The organism is Sorangium sp. So ce362 (assembly GCF_051519845.1).
Classification (GTDB): Bacteria; Myxococcota_A; Polyangia; order Polyangiales; family Polyangiaceae; genus Sorangium.
This window is the reverse complement of sequence record NZ_CP150332.1, coordinates 1,561,646-1,587,730: the sequence shown is the minus strand read 5'-3', so window position 1 is coordinate 1,587,730 and position 26,085 is coordinate 1,561,646. Positions and strand designations below refer to the sequence as shown.

Here is a 26,085-nt window from a genome sequence, read left to right as displayed (position 1 = left end):
AAGAGAGGATGATCTCATCTCTTTCCTCTGTGCTCTCTGTGCCTCTCTGTGATTCCTCTCTTCTCCTCACGCCATCCGAGACGTCCGCAGCTCACTCCGCGGCAGGAGCCATCGCGAGCGCCGCGAGCTCGCGCGCTGAGTCGCCGGCGAGCTCGCCGGGGCCGGCCCAGGCCGCCGGGAGATCCGCCGTCGCGTCGCAGCCGCGTTCGGCGATGTCGCTGATGCGCTGGCAGATCAGGTTCATCATCTGCCAGCCCTCGGTCAGCGCGCCCTGGAGCGGGGCGACGTCCAGGCCGGGGAAGCTCTTCAGGAGGTCGTACCCGAGCTTGAAGTGCTCGGCGTCCACCTCGGCGTGCGTGGCGAAGTAGTCCGAGTCGGGGAAAATTTGCTGGGCCGCGCTGAGGAGGATGTCGGCGCAGCGCTCGATGACGAAGTGAATGAGGACGGTCCGCTCCTCGCTGGACGCCGAGCCCATCCGCTCGATGAACCAGGACGACGCCGCGGCGATGCCGCGGTCCCAGGACGGCGAGCGCGACGGGCCGTGCATCCGGGCGAGCCTCCGGTTGTGCCCGACCTCGTCGGCCAGGTGACGCTCGGCGATCTTGATCGCGGCCGGGTGCGACTCGAACACGACCCTGGCACACAGGACCTTCTGGAACGCGTTCGACCAGATCTGGAGCGCGCCGAGCATCCGTCGCTTCACGTCGTCCGCGAGGGCGCGCTCGGATCGGATGAGCTGCATCAGGGGGCTGACGGCGAACTCTCGCGCGTGGGCCTCGTTCTCCTCGATGAGGCGATCCAGCGGAGTGGCCCCCCCCTCCGCGGGGCCATCGCCCGCGCCGCCCGGGGCGGGCGTCGCGCACAGGCACGGCGTGTCCCAGCGGGCGCTCTCTCCCTCGAAGTGGATCGATATCGCGGAGAGCCCGTCGGGCGCCCCGCCCACGAACCCGCGCAGCCCGCCGGGAGGGACCAGCACGACGTCTCCCGCCTGGACCCTCCGGGCCGAGGCCCCGATGACCTCGCCGGAGCCGTCGGTGATGACGATCATGCCTTTGCCGGGGAGCTGACGAGGCCTGAGCGGCTGACCGGAGGCGAGTCGCACCCATCTCAGGGACAGGCGACATGCCTCCGGTAAGAATGCCGAGAGCTCCGCGTGTTTCCGGATATCCTTGAACAGCCCCAGCAGGGTGCGCTCATCCGCTTTGAGGGACTCGTTCGCGGGGATGCTGCCTGTGTTAACTACGCGCATCTGCACCGTCCTCCGGTCGACTTCGAGATGCCGTGACTCTGCACGGCTTGATCGCCTGTGTCCAGATCGCACGCGGGCATGATGCGAATCCAAAAGACCCAGAGAAAGAAGAGAGTCTGTATTTCATTAACCATGCTCCCGCTTCCCTGCTCGAGCGCTCGCGCGCGGTGGCCGGGCGCGCCGCGTCCGTGTCCGGTCACGGGCGTGGCTGGCAGTCGCCCCTCGCCCTCGCGCGGAGCCCGATGAGCAGGGCGTCGAGCCCGAACTCGAAATCCTGGCGCGCGTCGTGGCCGTGGAGCCCCGCCAGGACCGCGGTCAGGTGGGGGAGTTCGTCGGGAGACAGCGCGTCGTAGCGAGGGGCCGAGACGTCGCCGGCGGCAGCCGGGCCGAACGACGAGAGCGCATCGCCGACGACGAAGGCGGTGAGCGCCTGGAACGCGCTGACGCACGCGCCGGGACCGAAGCCCGCGCCGCGCAGGACGCCGAGCGCCGAGTCGACGTGGCGGAGCGCGGCCGGGGTCGAAAGAGGGCGCGAGGCGAACAGCGGGAGCGCGTTCGGATGCGCGGCGAGCACGCCGCGGAACGCGCGCGCCGTGCCCCGCAGCACCTCGACCCAGTCGGGCGCTGGGCGCGGGAGCGGCATCGCGTCGAGGATCACCTCCTGGACGCCGTCGAGGACGGCAGCCTTGTTCGGCACGTGGTTGTAGAGCGACATCGCCTCGACGCCGAGCTCCGCGCCGAGGCGGCGCATGCTGAGCGCCGCGAGCCCCTCGCGATCCACGAGCTCAAGCGCGGCCCCGAGGATGCTCGCGCGGGAGAGCGCGCCGCGACCCTGCTTCCCGGCGGTTGCGGCCCTTGACGACATACCGACTTACATCATAAGCTTACATCGTAAGTCGAAGAAAAAACGCACGGGCACGAGGGAGGACGCGATGTGGGTGAGCGAGACGCGGAGGGGGAGCGCGCCCGCGCCTCGGGCGAGGCTCGAGGTGGACGAGGAGGAGCTGCGCGAGCACGTCGGCTGGCTCTCGGTCCGGCGGCATTTCTGGCGTCAGGCCGCGGCGAACCGGCGGGTCGGGGAGCGCCTCGCCGATTGGTTCGCCTCCTTCGGCTACGGGGTGTCGATCGAGGGGCCTTTCCGGAACGTGGTCGCCGTGCCGGCGCGCGCCGCGGACGGGCCGCTCACCCTCGTCTGCGCCCATTACGACAGCGTCCCCTCGAGCCCGGGCGCCGACGACAACGCGAGCGGCGTCGCGGTGGCGCTCGCTGTCGCGCGCGCCCTCGCTCGCGCGGCGCCGGGGGCGCCGGTCGCGTTCGTCGCCTTCAACGGCGAGGAGGACGGGATGGCCGGCAGCGCCGATTTCGTGGCGCGCCTCGCGCACCCGCGCAGGCTCCGCGTGCGCGAGGCGCACGTGCTCGAGATGGTCGGCTTCACGTCGCGCGCTCGCGGCTCGCAGCGCGCGCCGCTGCCCGCCGCGATCCCGGGGGTGCCGGACGTGGGTGATTTCCTGGGCCTCCTGGGGAGCGGGCCGTCGAACGAAAGCGTCGCCGCGCTCCTCCGCGCGGCGGAGATCGCGACGCCGGATCTGCGGGTGGTCGGGCTGAGGACGTACCTCGGCGTCGATCGGCTGCTGCCGGTGCTCCACCGGAGCGATCACGCGCCGTTCTGGAGGGCCGGTATCCCGGCCGTGCTCTGGACCGATACCGCCGAGTTCCGCAATCCCAACTACCACCGTGACACGGATCTGCCGGGCACCCTCGATTTTGCGTTCATGCAGCGCGTCGCCGAGCTCCTCTTGGCGAACGTCGCGCGCGCGGGCGCGTGAGACGCGACGGCACCGAGGGCGCCGGGTCAGCGGTCGGCCGGCGCGCGCCCGCTCACGAGGAGAGGCTCCCCCTCGGCCCCGAGCAGCGAGAGAGGGAACACCTGCGCCCCGGCCAGCACGTCGCCGCAGAGCGACGCCACGTCGGGGCCGCGCAGCGGCAAGGCCCTGAGCTCCGTCAGCGTGACCCAGCGCGCCTCGAGCGAGTGCTCGTCCGGCTGGCTCTTCGGCGGGGTGCCGTCCGCAGGGCGCGCGAGGAAGATGACCCGGAAGCGCGACCCGAAGCGGGTCGGGCTGTGCTCGATGCGCAGGATGCCCTCCAGCTCCACCGGGACGCCCGTCTCCTCCAGCGTCTCGCGCCGCGCCGCCTCGGCGAACGTCTCCCCGAGCTCGACGCGGCCCGCCGGCAGATACCAGAGCTGGTCGTGCTTGCGCTCGTGCACCAGGAGGAAGCGCTGCCCGCGCTTCACCAGCACCACGGCGAAGCACCAGGTCGGGATGGCTGTGCGGGGCATGATCGTTCCGGTCGACAGCTTATCCGGAAACGCCGCTCACCATAAGGTGGCCACTCGACGGCAGGACGGTGGCCGTGAAATCGCGGCACGGGAGGGCGGCACCGCGTTTGCTCCTACCGCCTGTGACGGAGAGATCGGCGCACGGCTCGACGCTGTGCGCGAAGCGCAGCGCAGCGCAGGCCAGCGCATCGCGGCAACCACCATGTCGGCGGCGCTGGCCCGCGTCGCCGCCCGTCGCTCTCGCTGACCCCCCAGCGCCTCTGCGGGCTCTCCGCGAATGCCGAGCCCACCCCAGGAGGAGGAGTCCATGCTCAAGCTCCCGTGTTTCCGGTGGATCTCGCTGGCGTGCGTGGCCATCGCGGCCTGCAGCTCCGGAGACGGCGATCGCCATGGCGATGCGCCGAGCCCGCCGAGGGGTTCGACGTTCTCCCCGGTCGAGAGGCCACCGAGGCTCGCGCTGCGGCTCGACCGCGTCGTGTACGATGCCGGCGACGCGCTGTCGGTGACGCTCGATCCGGGGGGCGTCGACCTCGGCCCCGGGCCGCTGACGGTCGCCCTCGCCGCTCCGGAGACGGGCGACGTGGAGCTCATCGAGCTCGTCGCCTCGCGCGCCGGCTTCGCCTCGACGGCCCCCCTCCACGTCCAGGCAAACGGGAGCCGCGCGTTCGACGACGGCGTGCTCAGCGCACAGCCCGGAAAGCTGTTCTATGCGCAGTACTTCGTCGACAAGACGCAAACGCCGCCGGGCGCGATCGAGGAGGACGTGGTCTTCGACTTCGCCCTGCTCGCGGACCCTGCGGCGGAAGCGCCGATCGTCGACGCCGGCGTCGCGATGGGCGACGACGAGGGCCGCGCCGGCGCGAAGCCGAACGGCACCCTGCTCCCCAGGGGAGGGCTGCCCGTGCAGATCGCGACGCGGGAGCTCATCGTCTACCCTGCCGACGACGACGAGCTCGAGGCGTTCCTGAGGGATACCGGCGGGAGCGTCAAGGCGACGCTCGAGAGCGAGGACGCGGGGGGCCGCGACGCGGTGCTCGTCGACGTCGACCCGGGCGGCGAGCGGGCCTCCGACGTGACCGCGCTGCGGGCGCTGCTCGGGGAAGACGGTCCGCTGCACGCCAGCAACGCCGGCGCGCCGCAGATCGTCTCGCTCGCGATGAAGCTGCAGCTCGACGGCTACCTCGTCGCGGTGAACCCGCGCCTGCAGCTGCAGGGAGCGCCCGCCATCTCGGCGACGGAGGAGCGCCACCTCACGCACGCGATGAAGATGGCCCCGGCGAGAGGCGGCCAGGTCCCCTGCGTGCCGGGGGACGCGAGCCGACCTTGCGTGGAGAACGTCCCGGCGGTGTGGGCGTTCAACGCGCTGTGGGAGAAGGACGAGGAGCGGATCAACGTCGCCGTCCTCGATATGGGGTTCGCGCCGACCGACGATGTCCGCTGGCCGGAGCGCGGCGACCTCGTCGCGTGCGACATGACCGGGGGCCTGTTCGGCGGCCATCGCTGCGGGCCCGGTGCCGCGTGGGGGCCTCCGACGGTCGGCAACAGCCTCTTCGGCGCCAGGTCGTGGCACGGGACCGGCGTGGTCGCGACGATCGGAGCGAAGGTGAACAACGGCATCGGCTCGGCGGGCGTGGCGGGCCAGGTCGCCGTCCCGATGCTCTACAAGTACGACACGGCCGCGTATGCGTTCGAGATGGGGCGCGGCGTTCAGCTCGCCGTGTCCCACGGCGCCTCGGTCGTGAACATCAGCGGCGGGTACCCGTGCCGGATCCTCACGAACATCGGCCCCGACGTCGACATCTGCTCGCCGGAAGGCCGCCTCGGTCTCTGCAGCGTCGTCACGGCGGGAGCGCACGCCGCCGCCGCGCTCACGTGCGCGGCAGCCGGCGCAATCCCGATCCTCGGCCCGATCGTGTGCGCCGTCGTCGCGGGATCGGCCGCCGCCGCCACCGGGGCCTGCGTCGCGACGCTCTCGTTCGGCGACCTGAAGGGCCCGATCAGCACCGGCGTCCGCGGCGCGGCCCGCGCCGGCGTCCCGGTCGTGACGATCGCCGGCAACACGCTGTCCCGCGGGTCGCTCCCTGCGGTGGTGCGCGCCCTCGTCGACCTGAGCGACCCGAGGACGGAGCGCTGGGGCATCGTCCCGGCCATGATCCCGGAGACGATCGTGGCCGGCGCCGTCGGCGAGGGGCTCGATAACCTGGAGTTCTACGGAGACCGCGTCGACGTCTGGGCCCCCGTCCCCACGGCGTACCTCGCGCCCCAGAGCGTCGATGACATCGACTCTCCGCGGGTGCCTCAAAGGCCGCTCGGCGGCACGAGCGCCGCCGCCCCGTTCATCACCGGCGTCATCGCGAACATGCAGGCGGCGAATCCCCGCCTGAACCCGCGCTCCGAGGGCATGAGCGCGGCGGAGCGCTCCCGGATCGTCGCGCGCATCAAGGAGATCTTGCTGTCCCCGGACAACACGTTCAGCAACGCCGAGCTCGCGGCGCTCGGCTACGCCGATCAGCCTGAGCGGCGCCGCAAGCTGGTGAACCCGCTCGCGGCGGTCATGGCCGCGGCCGACGTGCCGGACGTGGTGGCCATGGGCTTCGACGATACGTCGCTGAACTACAGCGAGCTCGTCGCGCGGAACGACACCGCCGAGACGGCGACGCCGCTGCCCTTCGGGCGATCGATCAGCGGGACCATCCTGACGTTGCCGGCCGCTCAACCGATGACCGCGGCCCCCGACGTCGACTTCTACCGGCTGCAGCTGCCGGCCTCCCCGACCAGGCCGCAGGAGGTCACGGTGACGCTCGAGATGCCCGACGCGACCACCTACGGGCACGTGACGATCGGCCGGGGTCGCCTGATGGCGGTCAGCGCCTCGCCCACGCGGCGCACCTACCGCGTCATCGCCGAGGCGGGAGCGCGCGTCGTGTTCTCCGTGGGGGCGGCGATGGGCGAAGACAACGTCTACAAGGTCACGGCCTCCGCGCCCGTCCAGGCGCGGCCGCTCGGGGTCATCACCCGTCCGGCGAGCGCCGTGGAGGTCTGCGCGAACGAGGAGATGACCTTGATGGCCGAGGTCCTGTTCCCGGGGTTCGACCCCGTGGTCGTGCCGGATGCCCGGATCCGGTGGGTCGCGAACGGCGCGAGCCATGGAACGGGCAGATCCCTCACGACGTCGTTCGCGGCGGGGAGCTTTCACGTGGAGCTCCTCGCTTACGACGACCCGGCGCCGCTCGACAGCGTGCTCATCTCCGCGAGGACCTGCACGGACGACGCTCCCGTCGCGAGCATCGTCACGCCCGCAGGGGATCTGGAGCTCGATTCGTGGGACGGCTACGACAGGGAGCGATCCAGGTGGTTCAAGGACGTGACGCTGGTCGGCTCGACGACGGACACCGAGGACGGCCCCTTGAGCGGCGAGGGCCTGGTCTGGACCACGGACCGGATCACCGAGCAGCCGGCGGAGCTCGGGATTGGCAACAGCGTGATCGCGCGGCTGTACTCGGGTGAGTGCGTCGGCGATACGCACAGGATCACGCTCCAGGCGATCGACTCCGGAGGAAACCGCTCCGCGCCGGTCACGCGCACCGTGAAGATCTGGCAGCTGTGCTGATGGGCGATGTCGGGCAGCTGCCCTCGGCAGCTCCCCGGCGCGGATCAGGTGCCGAGCGCGGAGGGGACGGGGCGGGCGCGACCGACGCGGAGGCGCTGCTTGAGCCACTCGCGCGCCGGCGCCTCGATGAGGCCGTAGGCGAGGAGCGAGGCGACGATCAGGGAGGCGAGGAACGCGAGGTAGGCGGGCGCGCTCGCGTTGCGCTCGGCCCGCACCTCCGGAGAGAGCACCGCCTTGGCGAAGAGGTGCCAGAGCGGCGTCTGCAGGATGTAGACGGCGTAGCTCGCCTCGCCGAGCCGGATCATGGCCCGCGTGGAGAGGACGCGGCCGAGGGCGCCGCCGCCCTCGGCGAGGCCGAGGATGAGCAGGCCAAAGAGCGGAAACATGCCGTTTTGCAGCACGTAGCGCACGTCGGGGAAGTGGCCGGCGACGCTGAAGATCGCGAGGAGCGCGGCGGACGAGCCCGCCGCGAGCCACGCGCCCGTGCCGCCGCCGAGCGTCGCGCCGCGGGCCCGCCGCGCCAGGAAGTACTTGCCGAGGCAGATGCCGAAGACGAACTCCGGGAGCCGCAGGAGCGGGTTGAAGCCGACGATGCGCTCGCCGAGATCCTGGAGGGTGAGCGCGCCGCCGAGGAGGCGGACCGTCGTCGCCTCGAGCGGCAGGAAGCGCCCGGTGATGAAGAGCGCCAGAGGCGCCGCGATCGCGACGACGAAGAGGGCCGCGCCGATGCCGGCGAGCTGTCGCCACGTCGTGCAGCGCAGGCGAGCGACGATCCAGGGAAAGGTGAGATAGAAGAAGGCCTCGGCCGAGAGGGACCAGCCTGGCCCGTTCCACGACGAGAGCGTGAAGGGCGTCCACGCTTGCAGCATGAGCAGCGCGGGCACGCCCGTCAGCGCCGCCCGCACCAGGCCGACCCGCGGACCGTAGAGCTCGACGAGCTGCGCGAGGTAGATCGGCGCCGTCAGCAGCAGCGCGAACGCGAAGAGCGGGTAGATGCGCGAGAACCGTGCGACCACGAAGCTGCGGCGATCGCCGCGGAGGCCGCCGTCCTCGCCAGCGTAGTTGTATGCGAGCACGAAGCCGGAGAGGACGAAGAAGAGGCCCACGCCGATGAAGCCCATGCGCGCGACGCTCTCGACCACCGCGGAGCCGGAGGAGGCGGCAGCCGACACGCCGAAGTGGAACGTGACCACGTGCAGCGCCGCGAGGAAGCGGAGCCCGGTGAGCGCGTCGAGCTGCGGGCGCCCTGGGCGGGCCGCTGCGCTTGCCGGCGCTGCCTGCTTGATCATGGCGGGATTCTCGACGGCGAGGCTCCGGCCTGCAAGCCCGGCCTCGGGAGGACCGCGGTAGCGATGGCCGTCGCTCAGGCGTCGCACAAAAAGGGAGCGCCGACCCGGCCCGCGGCGGCGCTCAGCCGACCCGGCCCGCGGCGGCGTCAGCGTCCTGACCCGGCGCCGCGCCTGCCGCAGCCGTCGCTCCGGGAGGCTCGCAGGGCACGGCGAACGCGGCGATGGTGAACACGACCATGATCGCCCCGAACACGAGGAGGCCCATGAACAGGGCGATCCCGACGTGCATCGCCACGGTGGCGACGACCCATGCCCGCCGCGTGCGGCGCGGCCAGATCAGGAATGCATAGCCGATCTCCACGAGCAGCACCGTCCACCCCATGGCCGCCGCGAGCCAGGGATGGCTGGCCAGCCAGGAGAAGTCGAGCTGGCGGTACTCCGGCAGCATGACAGATCGCCAGATCGCCTCTCCGTTCCACCACTGCTCACCTGCCGCCTTTCCCAGCCCGCCGGTGAGGTAGGCGATGCAGAGGTGCAGCTGCACCACGCGCAGCCCGAGCCGGGCCCCTGGCGTGGGCGCCCCCTCGACGCGCCCGTACCGGCGATCCAGGGAAAAGGCGGCCGCCGAGGGCATCCAGACGAGATAGAAGAGAAAGATGTTGGCAAAGCTGTCTGCGCCGTAGACGGTGGAGTTCGCCGTCATCATCAGCATCAGGTGGGTGAGCCACGCGACCACCGCTGCTGTCCTGGTCCACCACCCGACGAGGAGCGCGGCGAGGGCGAGCACGTAAATCAAACCTGTGCCCAGGATGACGGTGTCTTCTCCGATCCCGAGCGGGGCGAGGAGCGCCACGGGCCAGCCGATGCTGGGCAGCTCGGTCCTCGCGAACAGGTCGCGCAGAGGCTCCTGAAGGATCCCGGACCGACCGAGGAGCTCGAAGAGCGCAGGCGCGACGAGCGCCGCCTGGAGCAGGAGCACGGCCGCGAGCCCGACGCGGAGGGCCGCGAGGGGCGCCGCCGAGGCGGGAGTGAACGCGAAGCGCTCGATCGAGCCGAGGACGCGCGCGAGGCCCCGGCCTGTCGCCGACGCGTGGAGGCCGATCGCCTGGCCGTTCACAGCACACCTCCGTTCGCATCCCGAGGGGTTCGCGGCCTGGACCGGGGCATGAACTTCGCCTCGTAGTGCAGGTTCCAGCGGGGCGCCTTCCCCTCTCGGTACTCCCACATCGACGGCAGGTCGCAGGTTTCCAGCCGGACGGCGACGCTCTGGGCACCGGGGTGCCTCGCGAGCACCTTGCCTGCCCAGGACGCGGCGATCGAGCGCTGGATTGCCGGATCCTCATTTCTCAAAAAAGGCGTGATGATGTTCAGGATTCGAATTTCCGTCTCGCGGTTGGCTCCGGATTCGAGCGCATCGGTGGTTGTCGCGCCGGTGGCATCCGAGACGTGGAAATTGGCCCTGGGCAGCGGGGTGACGCTGGGAGCAAAGAAGGCATATCCGCTCTCGGCCCCGGAGAGCGCGCCGTAATAGGCGATCGCCCGGGAGAGCCAGCCGTCGCCCTGCGGGTGGATCTGGAGGGCCCCCATCGTGACGAGTCCGAGGTGGCCCGCGGCGGCGACCAGGGCTGCGGCGCGACCGCGGCGGTTCGGTTTCCCTCCCATGCAGTTTCCTCCGTTCGTGCCCGTGGACGAGCTCTTGCGAGCCTGAGAGACAAAACGAGCGGGGAAGCAGGCCTGAGGCCAGCTTCCCTGCCCGTGGCGCCGGCGCCTGGACGCCGGTGCCCTCAGCGCTCCGCCCTGCTCACCGCGGGCTCCCGCATCCAGGGTGCGAGGCGCCGCATCGGACCGCCGCCGGCAACGTCAGCGGCGCCAACCACCGTGCCAGCCACCATGCCAGCCGCCGTGCCAACCACCATGCCACCCGCCGTGCCAGCCGCCGTGCCAGCCGCCATGCCAGCCGCCGTGCCAGCCACCATGCCAACCACCATGCCAGCCGCCGTGCCAGCCGCCGTGCCACCCGCCGTGCCAGCCGCCGTGCCACCCGCCGTGCCAGCCACCATGCCAGCCGCCGTGCCAGCGACCATGCCACCCGCCGTGCCAGTGCCACTGGCGCGAGGCACGATCGTTGGATGTATCCGCGGCGACGGGAGCTCGTGTCTCCTCGACGAGGACGAGCTCCTCCATAGGCGTCGTGGTTTCAGCCGAGGCGAGCGGCGCGATCGCGATGCACGCGAGCGGCGCGGCAACGATGCCGACGATATTGATTCGCTTCATGTCAGATCCCCCGTGTGATGGCTGCTCACCATGAGCGCCGGACATGTCCGTACGTCATCGACATTGATGCAAGCCGCACGCCCCGCCTGTGCTCGGCGGACGGTCGTTCCTGCTGCTGCCTGGGCGACAAGTCCGACAAGTGGCTCATTCAGGTCGGATGTCCCGAGGATGGGATAGGCGATGTGTGACGGGAGAGGGGAGAGAGCGGCGGCTCGGATCGGTGCCTCCGCACATTCCAGCAAAGCGGAACGGTTCACGTTGGCCCGACGCGAGGCCCACGTTGCCGTTCTCGGGGCCAACGTTGGCCCGACGCCGGGCGCGCGTCGTTGCCGCTCTCGGGGCCAACGTTGGCCCGACGCCGGGCGCGCGTCGTTGCCGCTCCTCGGGCCAACGTTGGCCCGACGGCGAGGTCTATCTCGATCGGGATCGCCTTCGTGAGCGCCTCGATCGGCAGGGCGCGCTCCCGTCAAGCCCTGCGTGTTGCCGCCCCCCGTGGATGAACACCATCACGGGCAGCGACTCACCCGGCCCGAGATCCTTGGGAGTCCACAGCGATGCCCATCATTTAATCAGTACGGGGACTCATCAGCTAGCTTGGGCGGCAACACCGGGTTGACTCCGTGCATTTGATATCCAGGGACGAAGAATGGGCTAATGGCTCCGGCCGGGCTGTCCGTCCGAGTTGATTCCGCAGGGGGGGGTTGAGCTGCGTTACGTCCCGGTACGCACGTGCCGCGCCGGCGTGGTCACGACGAGCTGGGTCAAGCGGGGCATGGATCCGTAGTCGCGCACCGAGGAACTGGAAACGTGGCCAGGAGTGGAAGACTCAGATGAGATGGCGTACACTCTCGCAGAGCCCTTCGATGGGGGGTTCAGCGCAGCGTGGGCGGATGCCATTGGCGGCATCTACCGTCAGGGAGCGCCGATGTCCACGATTTCACTCGCTGAGGGGTCTATATTCGCCGAGCGCTACCGGGTCGTCCGGTGCATTGCCGCGGGCGGAATGGGCGCGGTGTATGAAGCGGTTCACCTCGAGACGAACCGGCGCCGCGCCCTCAAGGTGATGCTGCCACGCTTCCTGCAAAGCGAGGAGCTGAAGGAGCGGTTCCGGAAGGAAGCGAGCGTTGTGGCGGATATCGAGAGCGATTTCATTGTCGATGTCTTCGACGCCGGCGTGGACCCGGCCACGCAGATTCCGTTCCTTGCCATGGAGCTTTTGCGCGGCGACGAGCTGGGCAAGCTCTTGCGGGAGCGGAAGCGCTTCACGGCCGCGGAGGTGGTGACCTACCTGCACCAGGCGGCGCTGGCGCTGGACAAGACGCACCGGGCGATGATCGTGCACCGCGATCTGAAGCCTGAGAACCTGTTCCTGACGTTCCGCGAGGACGGCGTGCCGCGGATCAAGGTACTTGATTTCGGCATCGCCAAGGTGGTCGCTGAGAGCGGCACTCATGTGAACGCAACCCGGAGCATCGGCACGCCGCTCTACATGGCGCCGGAGCAATTTCGGCCAGGGGACAAGGTATCGCCGTCCACCGACCTCTTCGCGCTGGCGATGGTGGCCTATGCGCTGCTCGTCGGTCGGGCGTACTGGGCCGATGAGGCGGAAGGCAGCGGCGGGAACGTGTTCGCGTTCGCGAGCGCGGCGATGAACGGCCCGCAAGAGCGCGCCTGCGAGCGAGCGCGGCGCGCCGGGGTGCTGCTGCCGCAGGCGTTCGACGTGTGGTTCGCGAAGGCGGTGGCGTTCGCGCCAGCGGACCGTTTCTCCTCGGCGACCGTCATGACAGGGGGGCTCGCGGAGGCGCTGGGCGTGCCGAGGCCCAGGCTGGAGAGATCCGGGCCGCCTTCGACCGGGGAGTCGTCGGCAAGGCCGGAGGTGAATGGCTCGCCGGGGCTCACCGCGCCCGGCATCTCGGGCACGAAGGCGCTGGAGCGGCCGCGGGCGCGCGGGGCGGGCGCCGTGGTCGGCATCGGCCTGGGCGCCACCCTGGCCGTGGCCGCGATCGGGGGAGCGAGCGTCCTGGTCGGCGCGCGGAGCCTTACGACAGCGGAGGTGCCGACCAGCGCGCCTGCCGAGCGGGACACCGCCGCGCCGGGCGCGCAGACGCCGACCGGAGAAGAGAAAGGGAGCGCCGCTCCGCCGTCCTCGCCCGCTCCGCTGCAGCCCGTCAAGGTCGTACCGGTTCCTCAGGCCGCCGAGACGCACGCGCAGTTCGCGGCCCCGGCGCAGACCGCTGCGCGGGCGGCGATGGCTGCCGCGCAGCAGCACGCCGCCACGCAGCCCTCCGCCGCGTCCGCGTCGAAGTCGGCGGCGCGATCCACGCAGGCGCAGGCCGGAAAACCCAGGCTGGGCATCCAGCACGCGCGCGATTGAATGAGCGCGGTCTGCGGCACGACAGTCCGCCGCTGGCAGACGCAGAGACCCCAATTATTCGACCCAAGAACAGGTGTGTCCATGCTCATGAGGCGTGTTTTACCGCCCGCCACAATATCGGTGTTGGCCCTGCTGGCCGGGTGGCCGGCTGCCGCGCAGGAGCTGGCAGCGGCCGAGGCACTCTTCAATACGGGCGTGACCGACCTAGAAGCAGGCAAATACGATACGGCCTGCCCGGCGCTCGCCGAGAGTCAGCGCCTCGACCCGCGCCCCGGCACGCTGTTCGCGCTCGCCGATTGTCAGGATAGGACCGGCAAGATCGCGAGCGCGGCAACGCTCTATGACGATTACCTGCTCGCGACGGATCAACTGAAGCCCATGCAGAGGTTGCGTCACGACAAGCGGATAAGCGTGGCCAAGGCGCGCAGGGCGGAGCTCGCGTCGCAGATCCCCGAACTTACCCTGGTGTCGCCGCCCTCGGTGCCGGCGGGCGTGCGCATCACGCGGGACGGTGCCGATGTGAGTCCCGCCGAGCTGGGAGTCGCCCTGCCGCTGGATCCCGGCGAGCACGTGATAACCTTCCGGCTCGACGACGGGCCGGTGGTGGAGGAGCGGATCTCGCTCGCTGCAGGAGAAAAGACGACGCTGGCGATCGATCTGCGGCGCGCAGAGAAGAAGCCCGAGCGCCCCGCGGTTGCCAGCGCGCCGCGGGGCGGGTTCGCCCGGGCACCGCAGGGCGAGGAAAAATTGAGCGGACGGCGCGTCGGTGCACTCGTAGCCGGGAGCGTGGGCGTGGCCGGGCTAGCGCTGGGCGGGGTGACTGGCCTGATGACTTTGGCGAAGAAGCCTATTATCGAGGAGCACTGCAGGGGAAAAATATGCGACACGAAAGGTAAGGCTGCGGCGGACGCAACGAGATTGCCTGGTCTGCTCAGCAGCATCGGCTTCGGGATCGGTGTGGCAGGGGCAGTGGCGGGGTTGGTCCTGTGGTCGACCGAGCCGTCAGGGCCCACGGGAACAGGGCGTGTAGGGCGGAGGGTACAGGCAACGGTGGACGCAGGACCAGAGGGCGCGGCGCTCGGCCTGAAAGGGGTGTGGTGATGGAGGGGCGGCGAGCAATCGGTGTGGGTGTGATGGCCCTGGTAGCGCTGAACGGGGGATGCCTGACTGTCCTCGGAATCGATGAGGACTACCAACTCGGCACTGACAGCAGCGGAGCTGTAGCGGGCATGGGCGGCGCTGCGGAAGCGACTGGAGTCGGCGGCGCTGGTGTGGCAGGGAGCGATAATGCGCCATCGGGGGGTGACGCAGCGCGCGCGTGTGTGCCGGGGTCTGACGAAACTTGCTACTCCGGTCAGGATGGCACAGAGGGGGTCGGCACGTGTCATCACGGCACACGAACGTGCGCCGCCGATGGCTCCGCTTGGGGACCTTGTGAGGGTGAGGTGTTACCTCTGCCCGAGTTGTGCAATGGGCTCGACGACGACTGTGACAATTCAACGGATGAGGAGCTCGCACAAGATTGTTACAGCGGACCCCCAGGGACCCAGGGTATTGGGCCATGTCGCGAAGGTCAGCAGGCTTGTATCGACGGGATCTGGGGCGCCTGCCAGCACGAAGTAGTCCCCGCGGCTGAGGCATGCAATGCTCTCGACGACGACTGTGACGGCATCACCGACCAGTACTCGGACTCTTGTTACACTGGCCCCTCAGACACGTCCGGGACAGGTGTTTGCCATATGGGTACACGAACCTGCTCGAACGGGGTGTGGGCGGAGTGCACCGGTCAGAAGACCCCCGTGCCCGAGCGCTGCAACGAACTTGATGACGATTGTGACGGACAGGTCGACGAGAACTTATTCGGAGGGCCATGCACCACAGGCTTAGATGGCGTTTGCGCGGAAGGTCGCTCCGTGTGCTCCAGAGGCGATTTATCCTGCGAGCCGATCCATGAGCCAACACTGGAAAACTCCTGCAATCTTGTAGATGACGATTGTGACGGACTGGTCGACGAGTGCTTCGTAGCCGGAACGCCGATCGCCATGGCCGACGGAACACAGCGACAGATCGAGAGAATAAATGTTGGCGACTGGGTACTGGCCTACGATGTCGAAGCCGGGATGATCACACCAGCACCCGTTCTTCGGACCTTTGTGCATGAGCAGCGCATGAGCAGCCAATCGATCATTCGCATCAACAAGGATCTTCGCGCCACTGCCAATCACCCATTCTACGCCAATGGGCACTGGGTGCCCGCAAGCAAACTCGACGTATTCGACGAGTTAATTGTGCTCGATGCGGCCGCCCATGACGGCCTGCCGATGACGCAAGCCGCGACGGTGACCTCGCTTTACACGGAGCTGGAGAAAAGCACGACGTACAATCTTACGGTGGGCACACACCACAACTATTTCGCCGGAGGTGTGCTGGTTCATAACAAGCTCGCTTGCCCTGAAGAGCGTATGGATTGAGGGTCACGGGGCCGATGGACGTCCAGGTGCAGGTTTGGCCGGTCCAGTGCAGTGCAGGGGCGTCCTGCGGCGAGCCCGCTGGTAGATGGCGTGGCGGGCAGCGAGCAGCGCGCCGTCTCGCAACCGAGGACAGGCCCCCCGGAGGAGCCGAGCCCGCCATTCAACTGCTCCGCGTCGGTCTCCGGCCACCCTGATGAGATTCTTCTGGACCGCCTCGACAAGGCGCACCCCTGGCCGGCCGGCCGCTACGATCAGGCCATTCGCCACTGGGATAGCTACGTCGACGAGAACCCGGCGCCGTTCGTCGAGGGCTGCGTCCGTGGCGTGGAGGGTTTTCCAGAGCTCGCTCTCTTGTGGGCGCTGCTCTCGTGCTTGCGCTCCCCCGCGACCCACGCGCGCGCCTCGTCCATCAGCCCCATCGTGAGCGGGCGCGGCGTCACGCCCGAGCCGGCGCTACGGCCCGCGTAGATCTCCTCCGCGAGCCAGACGGGGCGAAGCCGCCGCGGACGAGCTGACGGATCCGCCGGAACGGCCCGATCCAGCGCTCCGCGGCGGGGCGCTGTAGGAAAGCGACCGCGGGAGAGCCATTATTACTGTCGCTCTACACTCGGCCGCACGCGCTTCATGGCAGGTTCCTGATGCTCCTCCGATCAAGGATCAAGGCCAGCGGCGGTCGCGCTTCAGCTGCTCGCGCCGGGCGCCGAGCGTGGCTTCGTCCATCGCGTCGAGCGCCGCCTCGCGCTCCGGGGAGAGCGCGATGCCGAGTAGCTCACACACGTCCCGCACCGCGGCGCGCAGGCCTGCGCGCCGCCCCGCGGCTTGCCCCTGCTTCCGCCCCTCATCCAGCACCGCATCGAGGCCGTCGTACCCCTTGCGCTGAAGCAGGTTGCGCAGCGTCGCCTCGTGCGCGGCGCTCCGGTCATAGAGCGCCTCGACCGCAACCCCGTTCCGGAGGACCTCGAGCGTCTCGCCAGCATACGCCACGCGCGCCGGTTGCCGCTGCGGCGGCCGGGCGCGCGCAACCCCTCGCGCCGCGAGTGGCGGCGGATGCGCCGCCTGCGCCTGGACCGACACCGGCCGCCCGGGCGCCCCGGGCGCCGCCTCGTGGACTTCGACCCGCCGCGTCCCCTGCAGCCGCACCACCCAGACCCAGCGTGTCCCCGCCGCCAGGAGATCCTCGATCTTTCGCTGCAACTCGGCCTCGTCCTGCGCCGTGTCCGCGTACTCGACCGCGAGCGGCGGCGCCTCCGTCGCCCACCCGGGCTCGTCGGGGATGTTTCCCACCACGATGTCCGGCGCCCACAGCATCTCCGGCCTCGGCGAGACGCCCACGTCGACGCCCGCGGCCTCGACCGCCGGATCCGTGTCCAGCATCTCGCCGCTCACCAGGTTGCTCCTGCCGCCGCGCCGTCCGGTCGGCAGGCACTCGACCAGGCGTCCCTCCGACAGCTCGTACGGGTCGCCCGGACGGCGCTGGTCGGCGGTCACGGGAGAACGGGGCGGCGCGCTCATGGGATGTTTCCTACCTCCTTGATCCGGGGACGCGCCGGCGCCGATCTCGGTTTTTCGATCCGGCGGGATCGCCTCCAGCGCGGAGCAGCGTTGACGGACCCCGGAGGGGGCTACTGAGGAAGCTTCACCGCCGCCAGGGCACGCAGGGTCTTCGCCAGGGCGGAGAGCGGGATCCCGGAGAGCGAGACCTTGTCGCGGGCGACCTGGACCTTCACGTCGGAGGCGCCGGCGTCGCGGAGCGCGCGGCGCAGGGCGGCGGTGGCGGGCGGCTCGCCGGCCCCGCGCGCCTCGCCGGCCCCGCGCGGCTTGCCGCGCAGCGCGCGCGTGGCCGCGCGGATCTCCTCGACGGAGGCCTCGTCGAGCGAGACGCGGGCGGGCTGCCCGTCGCGCCGGACCGAGATGCGCAGCCTGGCGAAGTCGACGGGCACGCGGCGCCTGGCCTCGCCGCCGGAGGCGGCCTCGATGTAGCCGAGCGCAGCGTCGAGCTTGCTGACACCGTACCTGACCTCCTCGTTGGGAGATGCGTGCCTGGCGACGCGGATGAGGCGTTTCGCGGTGCGCTCGGTCTCGCCGACATGCTCCTTGTAGAACTGCTTCGCGGAGGAGAAGCCCCCGGCGAGGTAAAGCGGAGGCTCGTGCTCCACGATGAGGCCGATGGTCTCCCAGAGGTCGTCGAACGCGCCGGCGCCCTCGCGCTTCGAGGACTTGATCTGGGCGAGGGCCTCCTCCCAGCGGCGCTTGAGGTCGCGATCGATGCGCACCTCGACCTCGACAGGGCGGCTCAGGGCGCGCGTACGCGAGGGCCTTGGCTTCGTGGGAGGCGCCTTCGCGGGCTCGGCGCGGGGGGATGATTTCGGTGACTTGACGGCTGATTTCGGTCGTGCGGCGCTCTTTGCCTTGGCCATGCGGGGCATGGTGCTGCGGGAGCGAGCGGCGAGGCAAGAGCGCGGAGGAGGCGGCAAGCGGAGGAGGCGCGCCCCACCCCGGGCCAACGTTGGCCCGTGGTGGGGCGCGGCGTTGCCGTTCTCGGGCCAACGCTGATTCACGAGCCTCTCGACCGACGCGACGGCAGCTCCGGGAGAGCATGCCGCGGGCGGCTGCGCACTGACGCGCAATCACCTGTCGCGCGGGATGCGTATCCCCCGCACCAGCACACTCATTACGTTCTACATCTCGCCGTCGTGCGCAAATCGATACACTATTTTTCATGCACCTTGAGCAGGATCATCATGATTTCTCCTGGCCTCGGACACTGCTACGAACTACAGGCACATTGCGTCATGGACGAGCCCGAAGCACCTCCGCTCGAGAGCGTCACTGCCTGGCACCCCATGCTGGTCGCCCTGCTCGAGTTTTACCTGCCCAGCGGCTGGCGGCTCTCTCCCGAGCTCTTGCTGAACCGCATGCCCCTCCGGGTGGACATCGTTGTCCTGCGTCTGGTCGACCAACCTGCCGGGAACGCGCGCAAGCTCCACAGCATCTTCGGTCACCTGCGGCATCACACGCTCATCGAGCACAAAGGCCCCACAGACGACCTGGAGCCCGAGGACGTGCTGACCCTGCTCGCCTACGGCGCCCTGTACATGCGGCACAACAAGCTGCTCGACCCGGACGAGCTGTGCCTCATGGTCATCGCCGACCGCATTCCCGCGGGTTTCGCCAGGCAGGTCGAGCGCCACCGCGGAACCTTCGCGCCGGTGGGAAGGGGTCTCTGGCGGGGCGAGCTCAACGGCTTGCTGCTCCACGGCGTGGAGACACGCGAGGCCTGCCGGCAAAGCCCCACGGAGCATCTGCTTTACACATTTTCCCGGGCGTACCTGAAGGGAGCGGGGCAGATCATGCCGCTGGATCCGGAGGAAACCCAGGTGTATAATGCCCTGTACCAGCAGGTCGAACAGTTCCGGAGGCAGCGGGGCACCATGGCCATGAAGGACTACGAGCTGGCTCGTCAGAGCTACGAAGAGGTGCTGGAGCAGATGGTCGCGCAGCTGCCGCCAGAGAAGCTGCTCGCGAAGCTGACGCCCGAGCAGCGCATCGAGGGGCTCACGCCCGAGCAGCGCTTCGAGGGGCTCACGCCCGAGGAGATCCTGCGCGCGATTCCGCCCGAAGTGCGGGAGTTGATCGCGAAGAAGCTGCGCCGCGGCGAGCCGCAGGAGTAGGTGCCTGCGCCGCTCACGAGGAGCGACGTTGCTTCCAGAGAGCATGCTCACGACCCGGACATGCGCGCGGCCTGCGGCGCGTGCGACGGAACACGCCGGCTCCCAAGTCGGCCGATCGGCGCGGCTCAGGTGTCTTCCGCCGGTGCCGCTCCGTTCGCGGGCGGCGCACCGGCGAGCGGGAGCGCGATGAGGGGCTCGCCGTCGGAGAGGCGGAGGGGGCTCGGCAGGTAGGGATCGAGCTCGCCGGGCTCGAAGCGGCAGAGGCCGATCACGTGCCAGAAGGAGCCGGCGATGTCGCCGCCGAACCGGTAGCTCGACCGCTTCGGACTTCCCACAACCTCACGGTGCTGTCACCCGATCCGGAGGCCAGCGTCTGGCCACCAGGGTTGAACGCAACGCTCATCACTGCATTACCATGGCCCTCGAGGACGCAAAGGGACCATCCACTCTCGACCTCCCACACTCTTACCTTCTTGTCATCCGCGGCTTCGGCCACGAGCCACTCCAGCACCGACCGGTGGACGAACGAGAACGCCCCCTCCGCGTCCCGCACCAGCAGCGAGCCCGAGCCGATCTGGAACTCGACCATCGCCCGCTCTAACGGCGGTCCGTCCACCGGCTGCACGCCCTTCACGAGGCTCTCCGGCAGCTCCCCGATCCCGACGGCGCGCACCGGCCGATCCCAGGGCAGCCGCGCGGGCTCGGCCATCGCCCTCCGGAGCGCCGCGCGCGAGATCCCGCGCGGCGCTCCCCGCGGGTTGCCGCGCTCGTGCTCCGCTCGCCGGGCTCGCCGTCCCCCGGAAGGCGCTCCACCTCTCCGGACGGCGCGCTCTGCCCCGCGAGGCCGCGCTCCGGCCGCGGCGCCGGCGCGAGGCCCGCGCCGAGGCGACGCAGCGCAGGAGCTCCGCGGAGCCGGGCCAACGTTGGCCCGGCTCCGGGCGCGGCGTTGCCGTTCTCGGGGCCAACGTTGGCCCGGAGGCAGCTTATCGATCCCGGGCTGCCGGTTGCGGCACGCGACGCGCCCGGCGCTGCTGCGGCGCCGTTCCGGGCGCTACTCCTGCCAGAGGACGCCGAGCTCGATCTCCACCGCGTCGAACGGCGCCACGCGCACGGTGACGTCGCCCTCCCACGCGCCCGCGCGCGCGAACCGCCCGCCGTCGATGCGATAGGCCTCGAGGCGCCGGAGCCGCGGGTCGATGAGCCAGTAGTGCGTCACGAGCTCGCGCGCGTAGATCTCCATCTTGTCGCCGCGATCGAGCGCCTCGGTGGACGGCGAGATCACCTCGCACACCCAGTCGGGCGCGAGGAAGATGGCCGCGTTCCGCATCGGGATCTGCGGCATCCGGTCGCGGCGCCACGCGGCGATGTCGGGGTTCACGATGTCCGGATCGGCGCCGAGGTGCAGCTCGGGCTCGACAAGCAACGCCCACCGGCCAGGCCCCTTGATGCCCCGGCGAAAGGGAAGGTAGAGCTCGCCTGCCAGGACCGACGTGACGTTGCGGCAGGACAGCGACGGCCGCGGCGTCGCGTGGAGCACGCCGTTCAGGATCTCCGCCACCTGGTTCGGCGGGGTGTCGAGGACGTCCTGGTACGTGGCGCGACGACCGGAGTCAGACATGGTCGGAACTTAGCACGCACGCCGCGCGCAGCGGCTGGCCGCCTGCGCTGCCGCCACCTGTGCCGCCCGCCGCCTGGGCCGCCCGCGCTGCCGCCACCTGGGCCGCCCGCCGCCTCCGCCGGTCGCCTGGGCCGCCTGCGCTGCCGCCACCTGCGGCCCCCGCCACATCCGGCCGCCCCCCCTGCCCCGCCCGCCGCCGGCGCGCCCGGGGCCTCGGCCGGGAGGCGCCCGGGGCGGGTCGAAATTCCCCGAGCAGCCCCCCCGATCGCCGCGGCTTCGTTGTAGATTCCGCCGCCATGAGCGAAGCCGCACCTTCTCCCAGTCAACGCCCCCGCCCGCTCGTCCTCTGCATCCTCGACGGATTCGGCGAGCGCGAAGAGCAGGACCAGAACGCGATCGCACTCGCGAAGATGCCGCACCTCGACGCAATCCAGCGCGACGCGCAGAAGACGCTGATCGGGACGAGCGGCCCCGACGTCGGCCTGCCGGTGGGGCAGATGGGCAACAGCGAGGTCGGCCACCTGAACTTCGGCGCGGGGAGGATCGCGCTGATGGACATCTCGCGCATCGACGTCGCGATCGCCGAGGACAAGCTCGGCTCGAACGAGGTCATCGACCGGACGTTCCGCATCGCGCAGGACCGCAAGTGCCGGCTGCACCTGTTCGGCCTCGTCTCGGACGGCGGCGTGCACTCGTCGCTCGATCACTTCTTCGCGCTGTTCAAGCTCGCGAAGTTCCACGAGGTGCCCGTCGTCCTGCACGCCTTCCTCGACGGGCGCGACACGCCGCCGAAGAGCGCGTGGGGCTACGTCGAGAAGATCCAGGAGGCGCTCGAGGGCGTCGGCGTCATCGGCACCGTGTCGGGCCGGTACTACGCCATGGACCGCGACAAGCGCTGGGACCGCGTGATGAAGGCCTACACGGCGATCGTGCGCGGCGAGGCGCCGCGGGCCGACTCCGCGTTCGACGCGATCCAGCAGTCGTACGCGCTCGGGAAGACGGACGAGTTCGTCGAGCCCGTCCGCATCGGCGACTATAGCGGCATCAAGGGGGACTTCATGGCCGACTTCGCCTCGAAGGAGCCGCGCTGGGAGTGGTGGGGCGAGGAGGTCGGCTTCTCCGTCAACTTCAGGCCCGACCGCATGCGCGAGCTCTCGGCGATGCTCACGCGGCGGAACCTGCCGCCCGAGGTCGAGGAGCTCCTCACCGACCGCGGCAAGCCGGTCTACGCCTTCCAGGAGCACTGCTACAGCTGCATGACCGAGTACGACGCGACGCTGAACCTGCCGGTCGCGTTCCGCAAGGACGAGGTGACCGAGTCGTTCCCCGAGGTGATCTCGCGCGCCGGGCTCACGCAGCTGCGGTGCGCGGAGACCGAGAAGTACGCGCACGTCACGTACTTCTTCAACGGCGGGCGCGAGGCGACGTTCCCGGGCGAGGACAGGAAGCTCGTGCCCTCGCCGCGCGACGTCGCCACCTACGACCAGAAGCCCGAGATGAGCGCGGCGGGCGTCGCGAGCGAGGTCGTGGCCGCGATCAAGAGCGGGAAGTACGACTTCATCCTGGTGAACTTCGCGAACCCGGACATGGTCGGGCACACGGGCATCCTCGAGGCCGCCATCCACGCCGTCGAGGCGGTCGACAAGGGGCTCGGGGACATCGCGGACGCCGTGCGCGAGGCCGGCGGCGCGCTGATGATCACCGCGGACCACGGCAACTGCGAGCAGATGAAGGACGAGCACGGCAACCCCCACACCGCCCACACGCTGAACCCGGTGCCGCTCTACTACCTGAACAAGAACGATCCCGGCGTCGTGCTCCGGTCGGGCGGTCGGATCTGCGACGTGGCGCCGACGATGCTCGAGATCCTCGGCCTCCCGCAGCCCGCGGCGATGACGGGGCGCACGCTCCGCGTCCGACAGCGGTAAGTGGTCACGTCGGAGAGGCAGCTCGGCCCGTACATCCTGCGCGAGGCCGTCTCGGCGCGAGCGCTCACGGTCACGTACCGGGCCGAGCACGCGGAGCTCGGCCGGGCGGCGCTCATCAAGACGCTGAAGCCCACGGTGTCTGCCGCGAGCGCGTTCGCGGCCGGCCTCGAGCGCGAGGCGAAGATCCTCGCGCGCATCCGGCACCCGAACATCATCGACATCCACGACTTCCACCGCGACGAGGACCGGATCTGGCTCGTGCTCGAGCCGCTCTCGGGGCCGACGCTCGCCGCGCTGTGCGCGCGCGCCGGCCGCCTCGACGAGGGCGCCGCGGCGGCCATCGCGCTGGAGATCGCGCGCGGCCTCGGGCACGCGCACGAGCGGGGCGTGGTGCACCGCGAGCTGCGCCCCGAGCGCGTCATCATCTCGCCGTCGGGCGGCGTGAAGATCCTGGAGTTCGCCGCGGCCCACGACGGCCGGCTGCCGTCGCTGCCCGAGCCGTTCGAGGGCAGCGACACGTTCGCGCGGCCCGACTACATGGCGCCGGAGCAGATCCTCGGGGCGGAGACCGGGCCGCAGGCCGACGTGTTCACGCTCGGCGTGGTGCTGTTCGAGATGCTCGCCGGCGTGCGCCCGTTCGACGCGCCGAAGGCCGAGCCGGCGGACGCGAATCAGGCGCCGGGCGCGTCCGGAGCGCCCCGCGCGTCGCACGCGCCGCGCGAGGACGACCGGTGGGCCGAGGGCCGGGCCGTCGCGCACCGAATCCGCAGCGCGCCGCCGCAGCCGCTGCGAGGGCTCGTGCCCGACGTGTCGCGCGGCCTGGAGCGGGTGGTGCTCCGGTGCCTCGAGAAGGAGCCGGAGCAGCGCTACGAGAACGGCCGCGCCGTCGCGGACGCGCTGGCCGAGGAGCTCGCCGAGCGCGGTCACCCGCAGCCGCGCGCGCCCATCGCGAGGGCGCTCGCGGCGGCGAAGCTCGGCGGGGACGAGCTGCCGCCGACGCCCGCGTCGTCCGTCCGCCCGGCGGCCGAGCGGCGCCGCGCGCCGTCGCTCGCGCCCGACGTGGCCCGGCTTTGCGGCATCTTCGCGCTTGTCGTCGCGGGCGGCGCGCTCATCGAGCTCGGCTTCCGCGAGCACGCCGCGGTCGGTCCGCCCAGCGCCGAGGCCAGGCAGTCCGGCGCGAGCTCGGAGGAACGCGGCTACCTGAAGGTGCTCGCCAGGCCGTGGGCGGAGATCGTCATCGACGGCGAGCTCGTCGACGTGACGCCGATGGCGCGGCCGATCCCGCTCGCGGCGGGGCGGCACTACGTCACGTTCCGGCACCCGAACGCGCCCGAGGAGAAGCGCACGATCACCGTCTCCGCCCGGCAGACGGTCACGCTCGACGTGAGCATGCGGATCGACCGCCGCGAGCTCGACGCGGGCGCGCCGCCGGTGGAGGACAGGGACGCCTCGCCCTGACGACGAGGCCGACCGCGCCTACGCGGCGCCGCCACCCTGCCCCGCGCCGCCCTCGCCGACGACCCGGCGGCGGAGCGCGTCGAGCGCGATCAGCGGCCGCTCCCGCTTCTCGTGCAGCTCGCCGAGGCACGCGCCGCTGCCGCGCTCGAGCGCGCGGCAGCAGTCGGGCCGCATCTCGTAGATCGAGCACAAGAACCGCCCGAGCTCCGCGTCGAGCCTGAGCGCGGCGCAGTGGCCGTCCTCGACGCGCATGTAGCAGCGGTTGCCGATGAAGTGCGTGAGCCCCCGCGCGCGATCGTCCATGCGGTCGTGGTCGCAGCCGAACACCCGGATGTACTCGGGCAGGCTCGAGAAGCAGCAGGTGCCGCACGCGGTGCACTCGGGGACGACCACGTCGCCGCGGCGGCCCGCGCCCCCTGCCCCCTTGCGCGTCAGAGCCGGACCTCCACGTGCGTCCCGCGCTTCAGCTCCTCGATCCACTTCACCTTGGCCTTCTGCAGGACCTCCGCCTGCAGCCGCTGGAGGATCTCCGGGCGGGCGGCCTCGAGCGTCGTGAAGCGCGACGGCTGGCGGCTCAGGAGCTTCATGATCACGAACGCGTCGCCCGCGCGCATCGGCCCGGTCACGCCGCCCGGCTCGATCGCCATCAGCGCGGTCTCGAGCTCCGGGGCCATCACCTGGCGCTGGCCGGTCGTCGCGGCCTGCGTCCCCTGCGGCGCGCGGACCCCGAGGTCGCCGCCCTCCTCGCGGGTCGCGCTGTCGTCCGAGAACTGCCGCGCGAGCGCCGCGAAGTCCTCGCCCCGCCGCGCGCGCTCCGCGAGCGCCGTGGCGAGCGCGCGGCGCTCCTCGAGCGCCTCGGCGCTCGAGCCGGGCAGGACGCGCAGGACGATCCACGCCGGGTGGTACTCGCGCCGCCGGCGCTCCTCGCGCACGAGCCGATCGTAGGCCGACTGCACGTCCTGCTCGGTGAGGCGCACCCGGCCCTTCACCCGGAGCTGCAGCATCTTCCCCTCGAGGATCTGCCGGCGGATCTCGTCGCGGTACTCCTGCTCGGTGAGCCCGGAGCTCGCCCGCGCCATCCGGAACAGCTCCTCGACCGTCGTCTCCTCCGCGGCGGCGATGTTCCGGAAGGCGTTCTCGATCTCCTCGGAGGTCACGCGGATATTGGCCTTCTCGGCGGCCTGGCTCTCGAGCTCCTCTTCCACCATCTTCTGGATGAGCTCGCGAAAGACCTGCGACTCGGCTGCCGCCTGCTGCGCGCCCGGCTGGACCCGTGCCTGGATCTGCAGGAGGAAGGGGCGAGCCCGCTGCCGCAGGTCCGAGAGCAGGATCGCGCGATCGCCGATGACCGCGACGATCCGCTCGCTCACGACCGCGTGGGCGAGCGGCGAGGCGAGGGCGGCGGCGGCGATGAGCCCGGCGAGGGCGAGGCGAAGCGGTGCGCGCATCGAGCGCCTCTACCATTGGGCCCCAGCCGGTTCCACGCGTTTCCTGGCCAGCGCGGCCCGGAATGACGCGGCGCGGCTCGCCGCCCCCTGCGCCGCGCCGCCGCTGTCCCGCCGGGTCGTGCCGGACAACCCCGTCGTCCCGTTCATCGCAGGGAGACGGGACCGGGCCGGACATCTGGCGCGCGAGCCAGCGCGTCTTCGACGCCGCGGTCGAGAAGGCGTACGGCAGCAAGCGCAAGATCGCCTGGTACGAGGCGTACGCGGGCGAGGAGGCGTTCAACCAGCTCGGCAGCTGGCTCCCGGACGGGACCGTGGAGGTCTATCGGATAGTGCTCTGACATGAGCCTGTTGAACCCG

Annotated in this window: 24 protein-coding genes and 2 pseudogenes; 12 read left to right on the top strand and 14 right to left on the bottom strand. The window is 70.7% G+C overall.

What is annotated here, in order from left to right:
* Positions 1–91: 91 nt before the first annotated feature.
* Both WMF17_RS06285 and WMF17_RS06280 read right to left on the bottom strand, forming a co-directional pair.
* The gene (locus tag WMF17_RS06285) at positions 92–1,048 is read right to left on the bottom strand and encodes a hypothetical protein (protein WP_437648669.1); all 957 of its coding nucleotides are present in this window, start codon (positions 1,046–1,048) and stop codon (positions 92–94) included.
* Between the two features lie 397 nt (positions 1,049–1,445).
* Entirely contained in the window at positions 1,446–2,114 is a 669-nt protein-coding gene (locus tag WMF17_RS06280; protein ID WP_437648668.1) for a TetR/AcrR family transcriptional regulator C-terminal domain-containing protein, read from the bottom strand.
* Positions 2,115–2,181: 67 nt separating this feature from the next.
* Here WMF17_RS06280 and WMF17_RS06275 point away from each other — a divergent pair, with 67 nt between their 5' ends.
* Complete coding sequence (locus WMF17_RS06275) at positions 2,182–3,075, top strand: M20/M25/M40 family metallo-hydrolase (protein ID WP_437648667.1); 894 nt, start codon at positions 2,182–2,184, stop codon at positions 3,073–3,075.
* Positions 3,076–3,101: 26 nt separating this feature from the next.
* Here WMF17_RS06275 and WMF17_RS06270 read toward each other — a convergent pair whose 3' ends face one another.
* Positions 3,102–3,587, bottom strand: coding sequence for an NUDIX domain-containing protein (locus WMF17_RS06270; protein ID WP_437648666.1), 486 nt, complete (start codon positions 3,585–3,587; stop codon positions 3,102–3,104).
* On the opposite strand from WMF17_RS06270, the gene WMF17_RS06265 reads away from it, so the two are divergent.
* Complete coding sequence (locus WMF17_RS06265) at positions 3,586–3,834, top strand: hypothetical protein (RefSeq protein WP_437601042.1); 249 nt, start codon at positions 3,586–3,588, stop codon at positions 3,832–3,834. The two genes, WMF17_RS06270 and WMF17_RS06265, sit on opposite strands and share 2 nt — an antisense overlap.
* 60 nt (positions 3,835–3,894) lie before the next feature.
* Positions 3,895–7,197 carry a S8 family serine peptidase gene (locus tag WMF17_RS06260; protein ID WP_437648665.1) on the top strand — a complete coding sequence of 1,101 codons (3,303 nt, stop codon included), beginning with the start codon at positions 3,895–3,897 and terminating at the stop codon, positions 7,195–7,197.
* A 44-nt stretch (positions 7,198–7,241) separates the two neighbouring features.
* Here WMF17_RS06260 and WMF17_RS06255 read toward each other — a convergent pair whose 3' ends face one another.
* From WMF17_RS06255 to WMF17_RS06240, 4 genes are all read right to left on the bottom strand, one after another.
* The gene (locus WMF17_RS06255; protein WP_437648664.1) at positions 7,242–8,486 is read right to left on the bottom strand and encodes an acyltransferase family protein; all 1,245 of its coding nucleotides are present in this window, start codon (positions 8,484–8,486) and stop codon (positions 7,242–7,244) included.
* A 121-nt stretch (positions 8,487–8,607) separates the two neighbouring features.
* Positions 8,608–9,603, bottom strand: coding sequence for an HTTM domain-containing protein (locus WMF17_RS06250; RefSeq protein ID WP_437648663.1), 996 nt, complete (start codon positions 9,601–9,603; stop codon positions 8,608–8,610).
* The gene (locus tag WMF17_RS06245; protein ID WP_437648662.1) at positions 9,600–10,073 is read right to left on the bottom strand and encodes a hypothetical protein; all 474 of its coding nucleotides are present in this window, start codon (positions 10,071–10,073) and stop codon (positions 9,600–9,602) included. Before WMF17_RS06245 ends, WMF17_RS06250 begins: the two co-directional genes overlap by 4 nt.
* A gap of 273 nt (positions 10,074–10,346) precedes the next feature.
* On the bottom strand, positions 10,347–10,760 hold the full coding sequence (locus WMF17_RS06240) for a hypothetical protein (RefSeq protein WP_437648661.1): 414 nt from the start codon (positions 10,758–10,760) through the stop codon (positions 10,347–10,349).
* Positions 10,761–11,685: 925 nt separating this feature from the next.
* Here WMF17_RS06240 and WMF17_RS06235 point away from each other — a divergent pair.
* The 5 genes and pseudogenes from WMF17_RS06235 to WMF17_RS06215 all read left to right on the top strand — a co-directional run bounded on the left by WMF17_RS06235 (position 11,686) and on the right by WMF17_RS06215 (position 16,073).
* Positions 11,686–13,134 carry a serine/threonine-protein kinase gene (locus WMF17_RS06235; protein WP_437648660.1) on the top strand — a complete coding sequence of 483 codons (1,449 nt, stop codon included), beginning with the start codon at positions 11,686–11,688 and terminating at the stop codon, positions 13,132–13,134.
* 120 nt (positions 13,135–13,254) lie between these two features.
* A complete protein-coding gene (locus WMF17_RS06230; protein WP_437648659.1) occupies positions 13,255–14,235 on the top strand; it encodes a hypothetical protein in 981 nt (326 codons plus the stop codon).
* A pseudogene (locus WMF17_RS06225) lies at positions 14,235–14,813 on the top strand (MopE-related protein); the annotation flags it as partial. The gene WMF17_RS06230 and the pseudogene WMF17_RS06225, both read left to right, overlap by 1 nt.
* 120 nt (positions 14,814–14,933) lie before the next feature.
* Positions 14,934–15,605, top strand: coding sequence for a Hint domain-containing protein (locus WMF17_RS06220; RefSeq protein ID WP_437651295.1), 672 nt, complete (start codon positions 14,934–14,936; stop codon positions 15,603–15,605).
* 90 nt (positions 15,606–15,695) lie between these two features.
* Positions 15,696–16,073: a hypothetical protein gene (locus WMF17_RS06215; RefSeq protein ID WP_437648658.1), complete on the top strand. Its 378-nt coding sequence runs from the start codon at positions 15,696–15,698 to the stop codon at positions 16,071–16,073.
* Between the two features lie 189 nt (positions 16,074–16,262).
* Here the strand turns inward: WMF17_RS06215 and WMF17_RS06210 are convergent, their stop codons facing one another.
* Both WMF17_RS06210 and WMF17_RS06205 read right to left on the bottom strand, forming a co-directional pair.
* Positions 16,263–17,117 carry a Uma2 family endonuclease gene (locus tag WMF17_RS06210; protein ID WP_437648657.1) on the bottom strand — a complete coding sequence of 285 codons (855 nt, stop codon included), beginning with the start codon at positions 17,115–17,117 and terminating at the stop codon, positions 16,263–16,265.
* Positions 17,118–17,227: 110 nt separating this feature from the next.
* On the bottom strand, positions 17,228–17,878 hold the full coding sequence (locus WMF17_RS06205; protein ID WP_437648656.1) for a hypothetical protein: 651 nt from the start codon (positions 17,876–17,878) through the stop codon (positions 17,228–17,230).
* 453 nt (positions 17,879–18,331) lie between these two features.
* Between WMF17_RS06205 and WMF17_RS06200 the strand changes: the two genes are divergently transcribed.
* On the top strand, positions 18,332–19,276 hold the full coding sequence (locus tag WMF17_RS06200) for a hypothetical protein (RefSeq protein ID WP_437648655.1): 945 nt from the start codon (positions 18,332–18,334) through the stop codon (positions 19,274–19,276).
* A 125-nt stretch (positions 19,277–19,401) separates the two neighbouring features.
* Here the strand turns inward: WMF17_RS06200 and WMF17_RS06195 are convergent, their stop codons facing one another.
* From WMF17_RS06195 to WMF17_RS06185, 3 genes are all read right to left on the bottom strand, one after another.
* Positions 19,402–19,548, bottom strand: coding sequence for a hypothetical protein (locus WMF17_RS06195; protein ID WP_437648654.1), 147 nt, complete (start codon positions 19,546–19,548; stop codon positions 19,402–19,404).
* Complete coding sequence (locus tag WMF17_RS06190; RefSeq protein WP_437648653.1) at positions 19,545–19,985, bottom strand: hypothetical protein; 441 nt, start codon at positions 19,983–19,985, stop codon at positions 19,545–19,547. The genes WMF17_RS06195 and WMF17_RS06190 overlap by 4 nt, the downstream gene beginning before the upstream one ends.
* Positions 19,986–20,327: 342 nt before the next feature.
* Complete coding sequence (locus WMF17_RS06185) at positions 20,328–20,894, bottom strand: Uma2 family endonuclease (RefSeq protein ID WP_437601033.1); 567 nt, start codon at positions 20,892–20,894, stop codon at positions 20,328–20,330.
* A gap of 296 nt (positions 20,895–21,190) precedes the next feature.
* Here WMF17_RS06185 and gpmI point away from each other — a divergent pair, with 296 nt between their 5' ends.
* Together gpmI and WMF17_RS06175 are read left to right on the top strand one after the other, a co-directional pair.
* Entirely contained in the window at positions 21,191–22,822 is a 1,632-nt protein-coding gene (gene gpmI, locus WMF17_RS06180; RefSeq protein WP_437601032.1) for a 2,3-bisphosphoglycerate-independent phosphoglycerate mutase, read from the top strand.
* Positions 22,823–24,280: a protein kinase domain-containing protein gene (locus WMF17_RS06175; RefSeq protein ID WP_437648652.1), complete on the top strand. Its 1,458-nt coding sequence runs from the start codon at positions 22,823–22,825 to the stop codon at positions 24,278–24,280. It begins immediately after the preceding gene.
* 18 nt (positions 24,281–24,298) lie between these two features.
* Here WMF17_RS06175 and WMF17_RS06170 read toward each other — a convergent pair whose 3' ends face one another.
* Together WMF17_RS06170 and WMF17_RS06165 are read right to left on the bottom strand one after the other, a co-directional pair.
* Positions 24,299–24,673: a YkgJ family cysteine cluster protein gene (locus WMF17_RS06170; RefSeq protein ID WP_437601030.1), complete on the bottom strand. Its 375-nt coding sequence runs from the start codon at positions 24,671–24,673 to the stop codon at positions 24,299–24,301.
* A 38-nt stretch (positions 24,674–24,711) separates the two neighbouring features.
* Positions 24,712–25,728, bottom strand: a complete 1,017-nt coding sequence (locus tag WMF17_RS06165) for a peptidylprolyl isomerase (protein ID WP_437648651.1) — start codon at positions 25,726–25,728, stop codon at positions 24,712–24,714.
* Positions 25,729–25,831: 103 nt separating this feature from the next.
* On the opposite strand from WMF17_RS06165, the pseudogene WMF17_RS06160 reads away from it, so the two are divergent.
* Positions 25,832–26,045: pseudogene (locus WMF17_RS06160) on the top strand (isocitrate/isopropylmalate family dehydrogenase); the annotation flags it as partial.
* Between the last annotated feature and the right edge of the window lie 40 nt (positions 26,046–26,085).

What these genes read in the sequence shown, in the direction of transcription:
- WMF17_RS06285 (WP_437648669.1), bottom strand. Translation starts at nt 1,048, where the DNA reads ATGATCGTCATCACCGACGGCTCCGGCGAGGTCATCGGGGCCTCGGCC.
- WMF17_RS06280 (WP_437648668.1), bottom strand. Translation starts at nt 2,114, where the DNA reads ATGTCGTCAAGGGCCGCAACCGCCGGGAAGCAGGGTCGCGGCGCGCTC.
- WMF17_RS06275 (WP_437648667.1), top strand. Translation starts at nt 2,182, where the DNA reads ATGTGGGTGAGCGAGACGCGGAGGGGGAGCGCGCCCGCGCCTCGGGCG.
- WMF17_RS06265 (WP_437601042.1), top strand. Translation starts at nt 3,586, where the DNA reads ATGATCGTTCCGGTCGACAGCTTATCCGGAAACGCCGCTCACCATAAG.
- WMF17_RS06270 (WP_437648666.1), bottom strand. Translation starts at nt 3,587, where the DNA reads ATGCCCCGCACAGCCATCCCGACCTGGTGCTTCGCCGTGGTGCTGGTG.
- WMF17_RS06260 (WP_437648665.1), top strand. Translation starts at nt 3,895, where the DNA reads ATGCTCAAGCTCCCGTGTTTCCGGTGGATCTCGCTGGCGTGCGTGGCC.
- WMF17_RS06255 (WP_437648664.1), bottom strand. Translation starts at nt 8,486, where the DNA reads ATGATCAAGCAGGCAGCGCCGGCAAGCGCAGCGGCCCGCCCAGGGCGC.
- WMF17_RS06245 (WP_437648662.1), bottom strand. Translation starts at nt 10,073, where the DNA reads ATGGGGGCCCTCCAGATCCACCCGCAGGGCGACGGCTGGCTCTCCCGG.
- WMF17_RS06240 (WP_437648661.1), bottom strand. Translation starts at nt 10,760, where the DNA reads ATGAAGCGAATCAATATCGTCGGCATCGTTGCCGCGCCGCTCGCGTGC.
- WMF17_RS06235 (WP_437648660.1), top strand. Translation starts at nt 11,686, where the DNA reads ATGTCCACGATTTCACTCGCTGAGGGGTCTATATTCGCCGAGCGCTAC.
- WMF17_RS06210 (WP_437648657.1), bottom strand. Translation starts at nt 17,117, where the DNA reads ATGAGCGCGCCGCCCCGTTCTCCCGTGACCGCCGACCAGCGCCGTCCG.
- WMF17_RS06190 (WP_437648653.1), bottom strand. Translation starts at nt 19,985, where the DNA reads ATGGCCGAGCCCGCGCGGCTGCCCTGGGATCGGCCGGTGCGCGCCGTC.
- WMF17_RS06185 (WP_437601033.1), bottom strand. Translation starts at nt 20,894, where the DNA reads ATGTCTGACTCCGGTCGTCGCGCCACGTACCAGGACGTCCTCGACACC.
- gpmI (WP_437601032.1), top strand. Translation starts at nt 21,191, where the DNA reads ATGAGCGAAGCCGCACCTTCTCCCAGTCAACGCCCCCGCCCGCTCGTC.
- WMF17_RS06165 (WP_437648651.1), bottom strand. Translation starts at nt 25,728, where the DNA reads ATGCGCGCACCGCTTCGCCTCGCCCTCGCCGGGCTCATCGCCGCCGCC.